Annotated in this window: 16 protein-coding genes; 10 read left to right on the plus strand and 6 right to left on the minus strand. The window is 64.7% G+C overall.

The genetic code is table 11. From position 1 onward, the window contains the following. Nucleotides 1-49: 49 nt before the first annotated feature. Genes N3C64_RS12280 through N3C64_RS12290 form a run of 3 tightly spaced genes read right to left on the minus strand, consistent with a single transcriptional unit; the run spans nucleotide 50 to nucleotide 1,291 of the window. A complete protein-coding gene (locus N3C64_RS12280) occupies nucleotides 50-388 on the minus strand; it encodes an MliC family protein (protein WP_260014700.1) in 339 nt (112 codons plus the stop codon). Next, nucleotides 385-762 (minus strand): cell division protein ZapA, encoded by a 378-nt coding sequence (locus tag N3C64_RS12285; protein WP_218629739.1) that lies wholly within the window; start codon nucleotides 760-762, stop codon nucleotides 385-387. Before N3C64_RS12285 ends, N3C64_RS12280 begins: the two co-directional genes overlap by 4 nt. After that, complete coding sequence (locus N3C64_RS12290) at nucleotides 755-1,291, minus strand: hypothetical protein (protein ID WP_218629738.1); 537 nt, start codon at nucleotides 1,289-1,291, stop codon at nucleotides 755-757. Before N3C64_RS12290 ends, N3C64_RS12285 begins: the two co-directional genes overlap by 8 nt. Nucleotides 1,292-1,494: 203 nt before the next feature. Here N3C64_RS12290 and tkt point away from each other — a divergent pair, with 203 nt between their 5' ends. The 3 genes from tkt to N3C64_RS12305 are packed head-to-tail and all read left to right on the plus strand — an operon-like array spanning nucleotide 1,495 to nucleotide 5,329. Continuing rightward, on the plus strand, nucleotides 1,495-3,513 hold the full coding sequence (gene tkt, locus N3C64_RS12295) for a transketolase (RefSeq protein ID WP_260014701.1): 2,019 nt from the start codon (nucleotides 1,495-1,497) through the stop codon (nucleotides 3,511-3,513). Beyond that, on the plus strand, nucleotides 3,510-4,442 hold the full coding sequence (locus tag N3C64_RS12300; RefSeq protein ID WP_218629736.1) for a DMT family transporter: 933 nt from the start codon (nucleotides 3,510-3,512) through the stop codon (nucleotides 4,440-4,442). Before tkt ends, N3C64_RS12300 begins: the two co-directional genes overlap by 4 nt. Continuing rightward, a complete protein-coding gene (locus N3C64_RS12305; RefSeq protein WP_260014702.1) occupies nucleotides 4,439-5,329 on the plus strand; it encodes a lysophospholipid acyltransferase family protein in 891 nt (296 codons plus the stop codon). The genes N3C64_RS12300 and N3C64_RS12305 overlap by 4 nt, the downstream gene beginning before the upstream one ends. On the opposite strand, the gene N3C64_RS12310 is transcribed toward N3C64_RS12305, so the two are convergent. Further along, a complete protein-coding gene (locus tag N3C64_RS12310; RefSeq protein ID WP_260014703.1) occupies nucleotides 5,330-6,274 on the minus strand; it encodes a DUF1223 domain-containing protein in 945 nt (314 codons plus the stop codon). Nucleotides 6,275-6,515: 241 nt separating this feature from the next. Here N3C64_RS12310 and acnA point away from each other — a divergent pair, with 241 nt between their 5' ends. The 3 genes from acnA to N3C64_RS12325 all read left to right on the plus strand — a co-directional run bounded on the left by acnA (nucleotide 6,516) and on the right by N3C64_RS12325 (nucleotide 10,717). Beyond that, nucleotides 6,516-9,266 carry an aconitate hydratase AcnA gene (gene acnA / locus N3C64_RS12315; protein WP_260014704.1) on the plus strand — a complete coding sequence of 917 codons (2,751 nt, stop codon included), beginning with the start codon at nucleotides 6,516-6,518 and terminating at the stop codon, nucleotides 9,264-9,266. Nucleotides 9,267-9,381: 115 nt separating this feature from the next. Then, the gene (locus N3C64_RS12320; RefSeq protein ID WP_260014705.1) at nucleotides 9,382-10,350 is read left to right on the plus strand and encodes an acyltransferase family protein; all 969 of its coding nucleotides are present in this window, start codon (nucleotides 9,382-9,384) and stop codon (nucleotides 10,348-10,350) included. A gap of 55 nt (nucleotides 10,351-10,405) precedes the next feature. After that, nucleotides 10,406-10,717, plus strand: a complete 312-nt coding sequence (locus N3C64_RS12325) for a TM2 domain-containing protein (RefSeq protein ID WP_260014706.1) — start codon at nucleotides 10,406-10,408, stop codon at nucleotides 10,715-10,717. On the opposite strand, the gene N3C64_RS12330 is transcribed toward N3C64_RS12325, so the two are convergent. Then, on the minus strand, nucleotides 10,718-11,503 hold the full coding sequence (locus N3C64_RS12330) for a heme-dependent oxidative N-demethylase family protein (RefSeq protein WP_260014707.1): 786 nt from the start codon (nucleotides 11,501-11,503) through the stop codon (nucleotides 10,718-10,720). Nucleotides 11,504-11,564: 61 nt separating this feature from the next. Continuing rightward, nucleotides 11,565-11,972, minus strand: coding sequence for a DUF6314 family protein (locus tag N3C64_RS12335; RefSeq protein ID WP_260014708.1), 408 nt, complete (start codon nucleotides 11,970-11,972; stop codon nucleotides 11,565-11,567). A 78-nt stretch (nucleotides 11,973-12,050) separates the two neighbouring features. Here N3C64_RS12335 and purB point away from each other — a divergent pair, with 78 nt between their 5' ends. The 4 genes from purB (at nucleotide 12,051) to gap (ending at nucleotide 15,996) form a co-directional block, all read left to right on the plus strand. Continuing rightward, on the plus strand, nucleotides 12,051-13,355 hold the full coding sequence (gene purB, locus N3C64_RS12340) for an adenylosuccinate lyase (protein WP_260014709.1): 1,305 nt from the start codon (nucleotides 12,051-12,053) through the stop codon (nucleotides 13,353-13,355). A 69-nt stretch (nucleotides 13,356-13,424) separates the two neighbouring features. Then, nucleotides 13,425-13,574, plus strand: coding sequence for a hypothetical protein (locus N3C64_RS12345; protein WP_218629728.1), 150 nt, complete (start codon nucleotides 13,425-13,427; stop codon nucleotides 13,572-13,574). A gap of 75 nt (nucleotides 13,575-13,649) precedes the next feature. Further along, on the plus strand, nucleotides 13,650-14,702 hold the full coding sequence (locus tag N3C64_RS12350; protein ID WP_375546116.1) for a flagellar motor switch protein FliG: 1,053 nt from the start codon (nucleotides 13,650-13,652) through the stop codon (nucleotides 14,700-14,702). A gap of 292 nt (nucleotides 14,703-14,994) precedes the next feature. Further along, nucleotides 14,995-15,996, plus strand: coding sequence for a type I glyceraldehyde-3-phosphate dehydrogenase (gap, locus tag N3C64_RS12355; RefSeq protein WP_218629726.1), 1,002 nt, complete (start codon nucleotides 14,995-14,997; stop codon nucleotides 15,994-15,996). Nucleotides 15,997-16,022 lie beyond the last annotated feature (26 nt).

Genomic DNA, 16,022 nt, shown 5'->3' on the forward strand with positions numbered 1-16,022 from the left:
AAAGAATGAAAACGCGCGGCACTGTCCGCGCGTTTTGCGTTGATGAGCCTTATTCGATGATCCGGCAGCCGCTGAGCAAGGTGAGGCTGTCTTCCTCGGTCGTCCAGTTCAGCATCGCCTCATCGCCCTTCATCCACAACTCGTATCGTCCGCCGCGATCAGCGGCATCGCGCTCGGCGTAGCGCGCACCCGAGCCCGAGATGACATGCTCCAGCAGCACCGGGCGCCCGAGGATCGCGCCGTAAATCAGGTCGCCCTGTCGATCCAGCGCAAGGGCAAAGCGCGCCCCGTTCTCGCATTGGTAATCAAGGGGAACCGTCGCAGGCTCCTGCGCCCAGGCTCCCGCGGCAAGTGCGCCCGACGCCATCAGGGCCGCGACCCGTTTCACAGCGTCTCTTCGACCTTGTCGGCCAGCGCCTCGGCGCGCGCGGCGATCTCGGCCAGCGTATCCGACACGGCGGTCGGAATCACCGGCACCTCGACCATGGCCGGGTTTTCGCGCGCCTCAGCAATCTCGACCTCCAGTTCGGCCACGCGTGCGAGCGCTGCGCGCAACTGATCCTCGACCCCCGCCGTCTTGTCGGCCAGCATGAGGCCCGACATCAGCAGCATCCGCGCCTCAGGCATCCGGCCGATCTGGTTGATCAGAACGCTGGCCTCTGCGTCGAGCAGCGACGCCGCAGCGCTCAGGAAATGTTCCTCTCCGGGCTGGCAGGCCACGTCGAACTCGCGCCCCCCGATGGTAACTTTCATCTCAGGCATGGTCCCCGGCCCCCATCTGTTCCTGCGCCTCGATTAGCGGCTCGATGCTGTCGAGAATGTCGCCAAGCTCCGCCACTTCGGCCGCGCGCGCGGCACGCAGCGATTCCAGCTCGGCCTGAAGCGCGCGGTTGATCAGATGCGGGGCAAGATCGTTGCCCGCCTCGATCAACGCGCGATTGGCTTCGGCCAGATCGGCATTGGCCCGCTTGAGCCGCGCCAATTCAACCTGCGCGCCTTCATAGCTGCGCGTGGCCTGCGCCAAACGCTTTTCCATCGTCGAAAGCGTGGTTTCCTGCTTTTCGCGGATCGCGCGCACGCGCTCGGACAGTTGCGCATTGGCGGTGCGCTCGGCCTCCAACGCGTCGCGCAGTTCCGCGATCTGGGCGGCGCTGGCATCGTCTTCGGGAACTTCGACCACAAGGCTTTCGCTGATCGAGACACCGCCGCCCGCCGTCAAAGTCTCGACCCCGCGCGCGATCCGCTCCAGCGCGAAACTGATCCGGCGTTCATACTCGGCAATATCTGTCATCTGCCCGCCCCGTCCGTAAGTCCCTGATGAAATCGTCTGCGCGACCGAATCGCGCGCCTGCCCTTATTGCGCAAGTTTACCCAACATACGGGGGGATAGCCCACCCTTTTGCATCAATGACTTGGGTGCTGCGCTTGATCTTGCCCCGATCCCTGCTATCAGGGGCGCAAGTTACCGTTATCAATAGCGAAGAGGACAGAGCCTTGGACATCGCTACGCTGCGCGCCAATCACCCCGACCACTGGAAGCTTGCCACCGCGATCCGCGCGCTGGCGATGGACGCCGTGCAGGCGGCAAATTCGGGCCACCCCGGGATGCCGATGGGCATGGCCGACGTGGCAACCGTCCTTTATCGCAACCACCTGAAATTCGACGCCTCGGCGCCGAACTGGGCCGACCGTGACCGTTTCATCCTCTCGGCGGGCCATGGCTCGATGCTGCTTTACGCGCTGCTGCACCTGACCGGCTACAAACAGGCGACGCTGGACGAAGTGAAGAACTTCCGCCAGTGGGGCTCGCGCATGGCGGGTCACCCGGAATACGGCCACCTCGAGGGCGTCGAGACCACCACCGGCCCGCTCGGTCAGGGTATCTCGACCGCCGTCGGCATGGCGATTGCCGAAAAGTCGATGGCCGCGCGCTTCGGCAAGAAGGTCGTCGATCACAAGATCTGGGTCATCGCGGGCGACGGCTGCCTGATGGAAGGCATCAGCCAAGAGGCGATCGGCCTGGCGGGCAAGCAGGAACTCGATAACCTGATCGTCCTTTGGGACAACAACAACATCACCATCGACGGACGCGTGACGGTTTCGGACATCACCGACCAGCACAAGCGTTTCGAGGCCTCGGGCTGGACCACGCTTGCTTGCGACGGTCACGACCCCGCCGATATCGACCGCGCGCTGACCGAGGCCAAGAAGGCCAAGGGCCCGGTTCTGGTGGACTGCAAGACCATCATTGGCTTCGGCTCGCCCAACAAGGCCGACAGCTACTCGGTCCACGGCTCGCCGCTTGGCGACGCCGAGATCGCGCTGACCCGCGAGGTTTATGGCTGGGGCTATGGCCCGTTCGAGATCCCGGCGGAAATCAAGGCCGAGTGGGAAGCCATCGGTTCCAAGGGCGCTTCCGATCGCGCCGAGTGGGAAGCCCGTCTGAACGGCCTTTCGGCTGCCAAGAAGGTCGAGTTCGAGCGCCAGATGGCGGGCGGTGTGCCGAAAAAGCTCGCCTCGGCGATCCGCGCCTTCAAGAAGGCCAACTCGGAAGCCGCGCCGAAGGTTGCGACCCGCAAGGCCTCGGAAATGGTGCTGGCGGCGATCAACCCGGTCGTGCCGGAAACCATCGGCGGCTCTGCTGACCTGACCGGTTCGAACCTGACCAAGACTGCCGATATGTCGGACTTCATGCCCGACAACCGCAAGGGCCGCTACCTGCGCTACGGGATCCGAGAGCATGGCATGGCCGCGGCGATGAACGGGCTGTGGCTGCACGGTGGCGCGCGCCCCTATGGCGGCACCTTCTTCTGCTTCACCGATTACGCCCGCGGCGCGATGCGCCTGTCGGCGCTGATGGGCGTTCCGGCGGTCTATGTCATGACCCATGACTCGATCGGTCTGGGCGAAGACGGCCCGACGCACCAGCCGGTCGAGCATCTGGCGATCTGCCGCGCGACACCCAACACCTGGACCTTCCGCCCCGCCGACGTGATCGAAACCGCCGAGGCGTGGGAGCTGGCCATCTCGGCCGAGAAGACCCCCTCGGTGCTGGCGCTTAGCCGTCAGAACCTGCCGACGCTGCGCAAGACCCACACCAACACGAACATGGTCGCCAAGGGCGCATATGTGATCGAAGAGGCCGCGGGCAAGCGTCAGGCGATCATCATGGCCACCGGTTCCGAGGTCGAGATCGCGCTCAAGGCCCGCGACATCCTGCAAGCTCAGGCCATCGGCACGCGCGTGGTTTCCATGCCCTGCATGGAGCTGTTCGCAGCGCAGGACGAGGCCTACCGCCGCAAGATCCTGCCGCCCGGCGCGGTGCGCGTGGCCGTCGAGGCCGCCGTGCGTCAGCCCTGGGATCGCTGGCTTCTGGGCGAGCGCGGCACCGAGAAGAAAGCGGGCTTCGTCGGCATGGACAGCTTCGGCGCCTCGGCCCCGGCCGAGCGGCTTTATGCCGAGTTCGGCATCACCCCCGAGGCGGTCGCCGAGAAGGTCAAGAGCCTGCTGTGAGGCGGGAGACCAGCCAGATTATCGAGGGGGGGCCGGTCGCGGCCCCCTCTGTCATTCCGGTCAACCGGCCGGGCCTCGGGATCGCGCTGCTGATCGGTGCGCTCGGGTTCTTCACGCTGATGGATGCGGCAGCCAAGCATCTGGGCACGGGCTATCACCCGGCGCAGGTCGTCTGGGCGCGCTTCGTCGTCAACGCGGCCTTGCTGGCGCTGATCTTCCGTGCGCGCCTGCCGCGCCTGATCCGCGCGCGCCAGCCGGGGCTGCAACTGGCCCGCGCCCTGATGCAGCTGGCCACGGTGATCCTGTTCTTCTGGGCCATCCGCCACATCGGCCTGGCCGAGGCTGCTGCACTAACCGACCTCAACCCCGTTCTGATCACCCTCGGCGCGGCGCTTTTCTTGGGCGAAAAGCTCGGCCCGCGCCGCCTGATCGGCATCGCCGTCTCGTTCGTCGGCGCGATGATCATCATCCGCCCCGGCGCGGGCGTGTTCGAGCCTGCCGCGCTTCTGGCGCTGGCTGCGGCCTTCACCTATGCCGGCGGTGCGTTGCTGACCCGCGCCGTGCGGTTCGACAGCACGGCGACCTCGCTGATCTGGTCTGCGCTGGTTGGCAGCATCGTCACCTCACTCGCCCTGCCCTTCGTCTGGACCCCGATCGAGGTGCAGGATCTTTGGGCCTTCGTCGCCTGCGGCGCGCTTGGCACCGTTGGCCAGGCGCTGCTGATCCGCGCCTTCAGCATGGCCGAGGCCGGCACCCTTGCGCCCTTCGGTTATCTCGGTCTGATCTTCTCAAGCATCTGGGGCTGGCTGTTCTTTGACCAGCTTCCCGATCGCTGGACGATCAGCGGCGCGCTTGTGATCGTGGCGGCCGGGCTTTATGTCTGGGCCAGAGAACACCGCGCGGCGGCGAAATCCGAACCGATCCAATGAACGACACCGAAGAAAGCCCGACCCTCTCCGACCGTATCAGCGCCTCGGTCTTCTCCGGGTTGATGCGCGTATTGCGCGCCCTGCCCTATGAGCGGCGCGTTGCTCTGGCAGGTCGGGCGATGTCGGGCGTGATCGCGCCGCTTGCCGGCTGGAGGAGGCGCGTTCGCGTCAACCTTGGCATGGCCTGCCCCGATCTTCCCGCTTCCGAGGTCGAACGCCTGATCCGTCGGGTTCCCGACAACATCGGCCGCTCGCTGGCCGAGATTTACTCGGGCGATGAGTTTCTTGAACGTGTGCGGGACCTGCCCCTGACCGGGCCAGGCGCCGCGCATCTCGAGGCCCTGCGCGCCGAGGGCAAGTCGGCCGTTCTGGTGACCGGGCATTTCGGAAACTACGACGCCTGGCGCGGCGCGCTCCATGCACGGGGCTACCGCATCGGCGCGCTTTATCGGCCAATGAATAACCGCGCCTTCAATGCGCAATATGTGGAGGCGATCGAGGGGATCGCCGAGCCGCTTTTCTCCCGCGACAAGCGCGGCATGGCGCGGATGCTGCGCTACCTGCGCGATGGCGGGATGGTCGGCCTTGCCATCGATCAGTATTTCAAGGCAGGCGCCCCTTGCACCTTTTTCGGGCTGGAGGCCAGGACACCGCTCTCCGCGGCCGAGCTTGCGCTGAAATACGATGTGCCGATGATCCCGATCTTCGCCGTGCGGCGAGAGGACGGCCTGTCGTTCTCCATCGAGGTTGAGGAAGCGATCCCCCCGTCGGACGCCGAAACCATGTCTCAGCTCTTCAACGATGCGCTTGAGCGCAAGGTGCGCGCACATATGGATCAGTGGTTCTGGATCCACCGCCGCTGGAAGAAGCGCGCGCCGCGCGGCTGATCAGTTCAGACGTCCCGCAGCAAGGATCGTACCGGGCAGAGGTGCGGATTTGGAGGGGCGAGCGGATTGCACGATCACCACGGCGGGCTCCTCACCCTGGATCTTCGCGGTCAGACGGGTCGGCTTGCGACCGTCCCACTCGGCGACCGCATGCCAGGCCGTGACCACATTGGCGTAGTCCATCTCAAGCCCGGCATTCTCGCCGCGCAGGATCTCGACACGGGCCTGCGGGGCATAACGCACGATCTGCACGATGGTGCCCTGCTCCAGCGGCGGATCGGCGTGCAGTTCTATCTCATACTGCCCACCGCCACCGCTGATCGTCATGGCGACCGGCTGCTTGACCGATGCCTGGCTGGCGATAGCTGCTTCAAGCGCCTCGGCGGACGGACCCACAAGCGTCTCGCTTCCGCCGATGATCATTTGAGGGGTGTAGATCATCCGCTCCCCCGCAGCGCGGGCATAGGCCTTTTGGCGGGCGGTGAAGGCGGGCTGCGCGAACGGGTCTTCCCAACCCAGGTAGTCCCAGTAATCCACATGCAGAGCGAGCGCGATGATATCCTGACGCGGCGCGATCTGCGCCAGCAGCTCATCCGCCGGAGGGCATGACGAACAGCCCTGCGAGGTGAAAAGCTCGATCACGACCGGGCTGGGTTGCGCTGTCGCGGCAGCCGCAGCCGGGTTCGCCTTGAGAACCGATGCCGTTTCAGCCGCCAGCGCCCCCGCCAGAGCCTCGGCGCCGACGCGCGCTGCCTCGGCGATATCGGTAGCCCCATTCTGAGCGGTCGCGGCAAAAGACTGGATACGGGCACCAGCAGCCCCTGCAAGCCCCGGGTCGGCAGCCTCGCCGGGCACCACCTGCGCGAAGGAAAAAGACGACAGTGCAAGGCTAAACACCATGCTCAAAGTCGCCGCGCGTGATATGCTGATGATCGTCGGTGTCATGCCGCCCCGTCCAGGTTCCTTTCTTTCCTATGACGCGATCCCTGCCTTTGCCAATCAAGGTTTTGCGATCTTGGCCATGTTTGCGCCCGAACTCGGGCCCCAAGGAAGCCGGACGCGTGGAAAGACACGGAGATTTGTATACCACAGTATACACTAGGTGCCTTCCCGACCTTGATCGACTCTTTTCGATGGGGCAAGAACTGGCCAGCGACACCCGACACAGCCAAAGGGAGGCCATCTGATGCCCATTGTTACCGGCAAGGACACCGCCAGCACCCGTCGTCAACTGACAGCTGGCGGCAAGACTGTTTCCTACTATTCGATCCCCGCTGCGCAACAGGCGGGCTTGGGCGATTTCTCAAGATTGCCCGCTTCGCTGAAAGTCGTTCTGGAAAACATGCTGCGTTTCGAGGATGGCGGCTTCACCGTCTCAGTCGATGACATCAAGGCCTTCGCCGAATGGGGCGCCAACGACGGCAAGAACCCGCGCGAGATCGCCTACCGACCGGCCCGCGTGCTGATGCAGGATTTCACCGGCGTTCCGGCCGTAGTTGACCTTGCCGCGATGCGCGATGGCATCAAGGCGCTTGGCGGCGACGCCAAGAAGATCAACCCGCTGGTTCCGGTTGACCTCGTGATCGATCACTCGGTCATGATCGACGAGTTCGGCAACCCGCGCGCCTTCCAGAAGAACGTTGACCTCGAATATGAGCGCAACATGGAGCGTTACCAGTTCCTCAAGTGGGGTCAGGGCGCGTTCGACAACTTCCGCGTGGTTCCCCCGGGCACCGGCATCTGCCACCAGGTGAACATCGAGTATCTGGCGCAGACCGTCTGGACCGACACCGACCAGACCGGAGAAACCGTGGCCTACCCGGATACCCTTGTTGGCACCGACAGCCACACCACCATGGTCAACGGCCTTGCGGTTCTGGGCTGGGGTGTGGGCGGTATCGAGGCCGAGGCCGCGATGCTGGGCCAGCCGATCTCGATGCTGATCCCGGAAGTCGTCGGCTTCAAGCTGACCGGCGAGCTGGTCGAAGGCACGACGGGCACCGACCTCGTGCTCAAGGTCGTGCAGATGCTGCGCAAGCATGGCGTTGTGGGCAAGTTCGTCGAATTCTATGGCGACGGCCTCGACAATCTGCCGATCGCGCAGCGCTCGACCATCGCCAACATGGCCCCGGAATACGGCGCGACCTGCGGCTTCTTCCCGATCGATGGCGAGACCCTGCGCTACCTGCGTCAGACCGGCCGTGACGAGGATCGCATCGCCCTCGTTGAAGCCTACGCCAAGGAAAACGGCTTGTGGCGCGGTGCGGATTACGCGCCGATCTACTCGTCGCAGCTCGAACTCGACATGGGTTCGATCGTTCCGGCGATTTCGGGTCCGAAGCGCCCGCAGGACTATCTGCCGCTGACCGACGCCGCCCCGTCCTTCGCCAAGGTCGTTGCGGGCTATCGTGGCATAGACATCTCGGCCGCCGCATCGGACATGGCCGAGGAAGGCAACACCACCACCAAGCCGGTCGAGATCCGCAAGTCGGCCAAGGTTGAGGGTGAAAGCTACGAGATCCGCGACGGTTCGGTCGTGATCGCCTCGATCACGTCCTGCACCAATACCTCGAACCCCTACGTGATGATCGGCGCGGGTCTCGTGGCCCGCAAGGCGCGAGCGCTTGGCCTGAACCGCAAGCCCTGGGTCAAAACCTCGTTGGCGCCCGGCTCGCAGGTCGTCTCGGAATACCTTGAGGCCGCAGGCCTTCAGGAAGACCTGGATGCGATCGGCTTCAACCTGGTCGGTTACGGTTGCACCACCTGTATCGGCAACTCGGGCCCGCTCCAGCCGGAAATCTCGAAGGCGATCAACGAGAACGATCTGATCGCAGCCGCAGTCCTGTCGGGCAACCGCAACTTCGAAGGCCGTATCTCGCCCGACGTTCGTGCCAACTACCTCGCCTCGCCGCCGCTCGTGGTGGCCTATGCGCTGGCTGGCGATATGAACATCGACATCACCAAGGATGCGATCGGCACCTCGAAAGACGGCAAGCCGGTGTATCTCAAGGACATCTGGCCGACCAACTCCGAGATCGCCGAGCTGGTCGAGAAGACCGTGATCCGCGAAGCCTTCATCCGCAAATATGCGGACGTGTTCAAAGGCGACGAAAAATGGCAGGGCGTGGAGACCTCGGAAGGGGAAACCTACGACTGGCCGGCCTCGTCGACCTATATCCAGAACCCGCCCTACTTCCGCGGCATGTCGGCCGAGCCGGGCGTGATCTCGAACATCAACTCGGCCCGCGTTCTGGCCGTGCTGGGTGACATGATCACCACCGACCACATCTCGCCCGCGGGTTCGTTCAAACCGACCACCCCGGCCGGCAAATACCTGACCGAGCGCCAGGTCGCACCGAAGGACTTCAACAGCTATGGCTCGCGCCGCGGCAACCACGAAGTCATGATGCGCGGCACCTTCGCCAACATCCGCATCAAGAACGAGATGCTGGACGGCGTCGAAGGCGGCTACACCAAGGGCCCGAACGGCGAGCAAACCTCAATCTACGACGCCTCGATGGAATATCAGGCGGCGGGCACTCCGCTCGTCATCTTCGGTGGCATCGAATACGGCGCGGGTTCGTCGCGTGACTGGGCGGCCAAGGGCACCAACCTGCTCGGCGTCAAGGGCGTGATCGCCGAGAGCTTCGAGCGCATCCACCGCTCGAACCTGATCGGCATGGGCGTCGTTCCGTTCGAGTTCACCGGCGGCGACAACCGCAAGACGCTCGGCCTGACCGGTGACGAGGTGGTGACCATCGAAGGTCTGGAAGGCGACATCACGCCGCTCAGCCTCGTGCCCTGCACCATCGAGTACAAGGACGGCTCGAGGAAGACCATCCAGATCAAGTCGCGCATCGATACCGAGGTTGAGATCGAATACCTCAAGAACGGGGGCGTTCTGCACTACGTGCTGCGCAATCTCGCCAAATCATAATCAACTGACATATAAGGAAAAGGCCCCGTTCTGGCGGGGCCTTTTTCGTAGGGGATCCCCCTCACGTTTCTCGCAATGGCCCGCGGGCCGTACTCTCAGGTGCATCGTGGCGGCCATGTCGTCCCATCTCCCCCCGAACGATCCCGGCAAGCGCCTGGTCGCGTTGGATCTGCTCAAGTTCTGCCTTGCTCTGCTGGTCGTGACGATCCACGCAAACCCGCTCAGGGATGTGTCCGAGATCGGCACCTGGCTGCTCGGGAACGGCGTCGCGCGGGTCGCGGTGCCCGGCTTTTTCGTGATCGCCGGGTTCAACTTCCGCCCCGAGGTTCCGGGTCGCTCAATGCAGCTGGTCTGGCGCTATCTCAAGCTGCACCTGATCTGGCTGACGCTTTATATCTATTTCTGGTGGCCCTCGGTCGCGGCGGGCGGGCTGAAGCAATACCTGAACTGGTGGATCTTCGGCTGGTGGCACCTATGGTTCCTGACCGGGCTGGCGGTGACGGTGCTGGCCGCCTCGCTGGTGTGGCGCTGGCGGCTGGGGTCAATCATCGCGCTTAGCGCGGCCACCTTCCTGATCGGCTACGGCATTCAGGAGGCGATCATGCTGCGCATCATCCCGCGCGGCTACTGGCCCGCCGAGGTGCGCAACGGCATCCTTCTGGGGCTGCCCTTCTTCCTACTGGGCTACGTCGTGCGCCGCGCGGGCCTGACCGCGCGGGTGGGCTTTGGCACGGCACTGACGCTTGGCCTTGCCGGGCTTGGCCTTGCGATGCTCGAATCCTGGACGCTGCGCCAGTTCGCGCACCCGCAATTCCCGCTGGCGCCCGAGACGCTGATCGCCGCGTTGCTTGCCTGCCCGATGCTGATCATCGCCGCAGTCAAGGCCGCCCTGCCCGGCTGGGTTGCACGACTGCCGCTTGGCACCTACTCGACCGGCATCTACTTCATCCATGTCGGCTTTGTCATCACGCTCAGCAAGCACTTCACCCTACCCCGCGCCGAGGTCTTCCTGATCGCGGTCATCGGCGCTTTACTGGTTACGCAGGCGCTGATCTGGCTGCGGCTCGACAAGAAGCTGTTCTGAGCCCCTTGAACGGCGCGCAGCAACTCCCATATCGCGTCATGTTATGGAGGTTAACATGACAGATACCCGCGCCCTTTACATTGAGCAACGCGTCGCGAACGAGGCAAGCTCCCCCTTCGTTGCCTATCTGCTGTGGTTCTTCCTCGGCATGCTCGGCGCGCACCGCTTCTATCTGGGGCGGTGGAGTTCGGCCCTGCTGATGCTGATCCTGTTCGGGATCGGCTCGGCGCTAAGCGTCATCCTTGTGGGCTACCTGCCGCTGGCGGTTGTGGGCCTGTGGTGGCTGATCGACGCCTTCCTGATCCCCGGCATGATCGAGCGCGACAACGACGACCTGCGCTGGCAACTGGCGCGCGAACTGCCCTGATCAGGCGGCATCGCGGATCGGGAACTCGGCCAGCAACTCCGCCTGTTCGGGGCTGAGCGCCGAGGGCTCCACCACATAGGTATGGATCGAGAAGGCCACGGCGCGTGTCTGCGGCAGGCGCACGAGGCCCTGCCGCTCAACCCGGATGAAGGGCAACTCGCCCTCGGGCGCGCGGCCCTGCTCTTCCCGGCGCGGATTGAACAGCGGCGCGTTCGAGTGGTGCGCCGTGCCGCGCATCAGCGGGCGTCCGGGCTGCACACCATCCATCAAGCGCTGGACCCGGCTGCCAATATCCTCGGTGTAGACCTTGACCGGCTTGTGAATGCCGAACATCGCGCGGCCGAATTTCTCGGTCAGCGTCCAGCCTGCGGGGAAGCACAGCACCGCGCCGGTCAGGATATGGCCATCGGGGCCATCCTCCATCAGGCACAGGTCTTCCTGCACAAGCCGCCCAAGCGTGGCGAGCGGATTTGCGCAGTCCAGCACCACGCTCACCCCATCAGGACGCGTGGCCTCTGTCGCCGTGATCGTGAAGCCCATAGCTGGCAGAAGAGGCAGCACCAGATCGTAAAGCTCTTCCGCCGCAGGGCGCGCGGCCTCGGACAGGGCCAGAACCCGTTCGGGGCTTTCCGAGATCAGCCGTTCGCGCAGCGCCATCTGCGCGGCATAGGCGTCGTCGATCTGCAGCCAGTCCTCCATGGAAATCGGCATGATCCCCGGCAGGCGCCGGGTGCGCGGATCGACCCAGGGGGCGAAGGGCAGGCTTTTCTGACGGATATCGCTCATGGTGTCACGCTGCCGCTGTTCATACGCCAAAGCAAGCCCCCGCACTGCGGCACATTGCACCTCAGGAACGGCGGTAGTCGGAGACCATCACGTAATCCTTGCGCGGGCCGCGTACCCGCCACTCGGCCCGCCACACCGGCCAGCCCGAGAAATCATAGGCCACGCGGTAGTCATCGGGGTCGCACCAATGTGTGGCCCTGGGCGCAGCGGGATCGAAATCGTGAAACGCGCGCCCATCGGAGAAGGTCACGACAATCCCTGCCCCACCTTCGGACCAGCGATAGACGCGCTCGGCTCGCATCGAGGGCGCTCCGGGCATGGTCAGCTCCCCCTCCTCGCGGTAAAGCAGCCCCGCGCCTTCGGGGCGAAAGACCGCATGGCCGGAAAACCGCGCCTCGGGCTGGCCGACCGCGCGAATGATACGCTCGATGCGCCATTCTCCCTCAAAATCCACCAGTTTTGGCGCCATCGCGCTTCCCTCCGCCTTGCCCCACAGGCCCCCGCAGTCTAGAAGCCCGCCAAACCCGTCACAAGCAAGAGGCCTCCGATGATCCCGCGTTATGCCCGCAAAGAGATGGTCGACATCTGGGAACCCGCCACCAAGTTCAAGATCTGGTACGAAATCGAGGCCCATGCCTGCGACGCGCAGGCCGAACTGGGCGTGATCCCGAAGGCCAGCGCCGAGGCGGTCTGGACCGCCAAGGACGTGGAATTCGACGTTGCCCGCATCGACGAGATCGAGGCCGTCACCAAGCATGACGTCATCGCCTTCCTGACCCACCTGGCTGAACACATCGGCTCGACCGAGGCGCGCTTTGTCCACCAGGGCATGACCTCGTCGGACGTGCTCGACACCACGCTGAACGTGCAACTGGTGCGCGCTGCCGACATCCTGCTGAAGGACATGGACCGCGTTCTGGCCGCGCTGAAGAAGCGCGCCTACGAGCACAAGGACACCGTCCGCATCGGCCGCTCGCACGGCATCCACGCCGAGCCGACCACCATGGGCCTGACCTTCGCGCGCTTCTACGCCGAAATGGATCGCAACAAGAACCGCCTCGAAAAAGCCCGTTGGGAAATCGCCACCGGCGCGATCTCGGGCGCGGTCGGCACCTTCGCCAACATCGACCCGGCGGTCGAAGAGCATGTCTGCGAGAAACTGGGCCTGCGCCCCGAGCCGATCAGCACGCAGGTGATCCCGCGCGACCGTCACGCGATGTTCTTCGCCACGCTCGGCGTCATCGCCTCGTCGATCGAGAACGTCGCCATCGAGATCCGCCACATGCAGCGCACCGAGGTTCTTGAGGCCGAAGAGTTCTTCTCGAAGGGCCAGAAGGGCTCGTCGGCGATGCCGCACAAGCGCAACCCGGTGCTGACCGAGAACCTCACCGGCCTCGCCCGCCTCGTGCGCATGTGCGTCGTGCCCGCGATGGAGAACGTGGCGCTCTGGCATGAGCGCGACATCTCGCACAGCTCGGTCGAGCGTGGCATCGGCCCCGACGCGACCATTACCCTCGACTTCGCGCTGAACCGTCTGGCCGGCGTGATCGAGAACCTGGTGATCTACCCCGAGAACATGCTGCGCAACATGAACAAGTTTAAAGGCCTGGTCATGTCGCAGCGGGTTCTTCTGGCGCTGACCCAAGCCGGTGTGTCGCGTGAGGACTCCTATCGTCTGGTTCAACGCAACGCGATGAAAGTCTGGGAACAGGGCGCGGATTTCAAGGAAGAGCTCCTGAAAGACGCCGAAGTGACCGCCGCGCTTTCCCAGGCGGAGATCGAGGAAAAGTTCGACCTCGGCTACCACACCAAGCACGTGGACACGATCTTCCGCCGCGTCTTCGGCGAGTGATCACGCATCCGTGAAGCGGGGATCGGCCTGATTCGTGGTCTGCTGTTCCTTTAAGGAAAGGAGCCGACCATGAAGACGATCCTCGCTTCCATCGCTTTGGCCCTTCTGCCGGTCGCGGCACTGGCCGAGTGCCCCTGGAAAGACAAGACCGCGATGAGCTGCCCGCAGGGGCAGGCATGGGATGCGCAGGCCAAGGCCTGTGTGATCCAGTCGAGCTAAGCGAAACAGGGCCGGCGTAACCGGCCCTTAACCCGCCCCATGCCAGCCTGCCACAAGCAGGAATCGGAGGTTGGGGTGAACGCGATCGCACAGATCGAGCCGACGGCTGCGCCCGAAAAGGCGCGCGCCGGGGCAGTCAAGCTGAGCAAGCAGCAGAAGGCAGCGATCATCGTGCGCCTTCTGTCGTCCGAGGGGGCGCGCCTGCCCCTCGCGCAGCTAAGCGAAGATCAGCAAACCATTCTGACCGAACAGATCGCCGCGCTCAGCCTGATCGGCAAGGACACGCTGCGCGAGGTGGTCGAAGAATTCTGCGCCGAGATCGGCGCGATCGGCCTTGCCTTTCCGGGTGGGCTCGAGGGCGCGCTTTCGCTCCTCGACGGGCAAATCTCGGTTTCTGCCGCCAGCCGCCTGCGCCGGATCGCCGCCGCCAGCCCCTCGGCCGACCCGTGGGAGCGGATCGCGGCGCTGCCCTCCGAGGCAATCGAGCCGCTCTTGCAAGCCGAAAGCGCCGAGGTCTGCGCCGTTGTCCTGTCCAAGCTTTCGGTAGCGAAGGCCGCCAAGGTGCTTGGCAAGCTGCCCGGCGACAAGGCGCGGCGGGTGGCCTATCTCGTGTCGCTGACCGGAAACGTGGCGCCCGAAACCGTGCGACGGATCGGGCTTGCGCTGATCCAACAGCTTGATGCCGTGCCGCCGAAGGCCTTCGTCAGCGGCCCGGTCGAGCGGGTCGGCGCCATCCTCAACCATGCCGCAGCGGGGACACGCGACGATGTGCTGAGCGGTCTGGACGAACAGGATGCCGCCTTCGCCGAGCAGGTGCGCAAGGCGATCTTCACCTTCGCTAATATCCCCGCCCGGATCGAGCCGCGCGACATCCCCAAGATCCTGCGCGCGGTCGAGCAGCCGCGCCTCGTGACGGCCCTGACCGCCGCCGGGGCTGAGGATCCGTCCGCCGCCTTCATTCTGGCGAATATCTCGCAGCGCATGGCCGCAACACTGCGCGAAGAGATCGAGGCGCGCGGGTCGGTCAAACCGCGCGATGCCGAGGAGGCCATGGCCGCGGTGGTCGCCGCAATCCGCACGTTGCAGATGGCAGGCGAGATCACTCTGATCACCCCGGAGGAGGAATGACACGCGCCCGCGGGCGCACCCGTACGACCCGCGCCGCAGGCGCCGTTCAGCGGCCATTGCGCCGCGTGAGCTCCCGACTCAGCGCTTGGCTCGGCCCCGCCATTGCCGCGCCAAATGCACAACTGGTCTGCAATCCGGGCCAATTACCATCGCTAACGTTACCGCCATCAGCGCATGTTTCCGCTATCATCCAGAAACGCCGGGTTTTCCGAGGGCACAGAGCGTGGTATCGCCATGCGATCGGCACTCATCGCACGAAGGCCGCCTCATTTCGCCAGTTCAGGAGAGCGCTATGACCGTCACCATCGGGATCAACGGCTTTGGTCGTATCGGCCGCTGCACCCTCGCCCATATCGCGGAAGCCGCGCGCAATGACGTGCAGGTGGTCAAGATCAACGCGACCGGCCCGATCGAGACCAACGCCCACCTGCTGAAATACGACTCGGTTCACGGCCGTTTCGGTGGTCCGGTGAAGGTCGAAGGCAAGACGCTTGACCTCGGCCACGGCCCGATCGAAGTGATGTCCACCTACAATCCGGACGAGTTGGACTGGGATGGTGTTGACGTCGTGCTGGAATGCACCGGCAAGTTCAATGACCGCGCCAAGGCCGCCGTCCACCTGGGCCGCGGTGCCAAGCGCGTGCTGGTCTCGGCCCCGGCCAAGAACGCCGACAAGACCATCGTCTATGGCGTGAACCACCGCGAACTGAAGACCGACCACCATGTCGTGTCGAACGGCTCGTGCACCACGAACTGCCTCGCGCCGCTGGCCAAGGTTCTGCACGACGCGATCGGCATCGAGTCGGGCATCATGACCACGATCCACTCCTACACCGGTGACCAGCCGACGCTGGACCGCCGCCACAAAGATCTGTATCGCGCCCGCGCCGCCGCCATGGCGATGATCCCGACCTCGACCGGCGCAGCGAAAGCCATCGGCGAAGTGATGCCGGAACTGGCCGGCAAGCTCGACGGCACCGCGATGCGCGTCCCCACCCCGAACGTCTCGGCCGTTGACCTGACCTTCATCGCCAACAAATCGGTGACGAAGGACGAGGTGAACGAGATCGTGCGCGAAGCCGCGCAGGGCTACATGGGCATGGTTCTGGCCTATGACCCCGAGCCGAAGGTCTCGATCGACTTCAACCACACGCCCTACTCGTCCATCTTCGCCCCCGACCAGACCAAGGTCACCGGCGGCAAGCTGGTGCGCGTTCTGGCGTGGTACGACAACGAATGGGGCTTCTCGTGCCGCATGGCCGACGTGGCCGGCGCGATGGGTCGCCTGCTGTAAGGCGCTCCGGGACGGCCCCGACGCGC

The sequence above is a fragment of the Sedimentimonas flavescens genome, assembly GCF_025154035.1.
GTDB lineage: Bacteria > Pseudomonadota > Alphaproteobacteria > Rhodobacterales > Rhodobacteraceae > Rhodobacter > Rhodobacter flavescens.

Bases quoted from the DNA above. Each gene is read 5' to 3' on its own strand.
- purB (WP_260014709.1), top strand. From the start codon at position 12,051: ATGATCCCGCGTTATGCCCGCAAAGAGATGGTCGACATCTGGGAACCC.
- N3C64_RS12320 (WP_260014705.1), top strand. From the start codon at position 9,382: ATGTCGTCCCATCTCCCCCCGAACGATCCCGGCAAGCGCCTGGTCGCG.
- N3C64_RS12305 (WP_260014702.1), top strand. From the start codon at position 4,439: ATGAACGACACCGAAGAAAGCCCGACCCTCTCCGACCGTATCAGCGCC.
- gap (WP_218629726.1), top strand. From the start codon at position 14,995: ATGACCGTCACCATCGGGATCAACGGCTTTGGTCGTATCGGCCGCTGC.
- acnA (WP_260014704.1), top strand. From the start codon at position 6,516: ATGCCCATTGTTACCGGCAAGGACACCGCCAGCACCCGTCGTCAACTG.
- N3C64_RS12310 (WP_260014703.1), bottom strand. From the start codon at position 6,274: ATGACACCGACGATCATCAGCATATCACGCGCGGCGACTTTGAGCATG.
- N3C64_RS12325 (WP_260014706.1), top strand. From the start codon at position 10,406: ATGACAGATACCCGCGCCCTTTACATTGAGCAACGCGTCGCGAACGAG.
- N3C64_RS12330 (WP_260014707.1), bottom strand. From the start codon at position 11,503: ATGAGCGATATCCGTCAGAAAAGCCTGCCCTTCGCCCCCTGGGTCGAT.
- N3C64_RS12345 (WP_218629728.1), top strand. From the start codon at position 13,425: ATGAAGACGATCCTCGCTTCCATCGCTTTGGCCCTTCTGCCGGTCGCG.
- N3C64_RS12285 (WP_218629739.1), bottom strand. From the start codon at position 762: ATGCCTGAGATGAAAGTTACCATCGGGGGGCGCGAGTTCGACGTGGCC.
- N3C64_RS12335 (WP_260014708.1), bottom strand. From the start codon at position 11,972: ATGGCGCCAAAACTGGTGGATTTTGAGGGAGAATGGCGCATCGAGCGT.
- N3C64_RS12290 (WP_218629738.1), bottom strand. From the start codon at position 1,291: ATGACAGATATTGCCGAGTATGAACGCCGGATCAGTTTCGCGCTGGAG.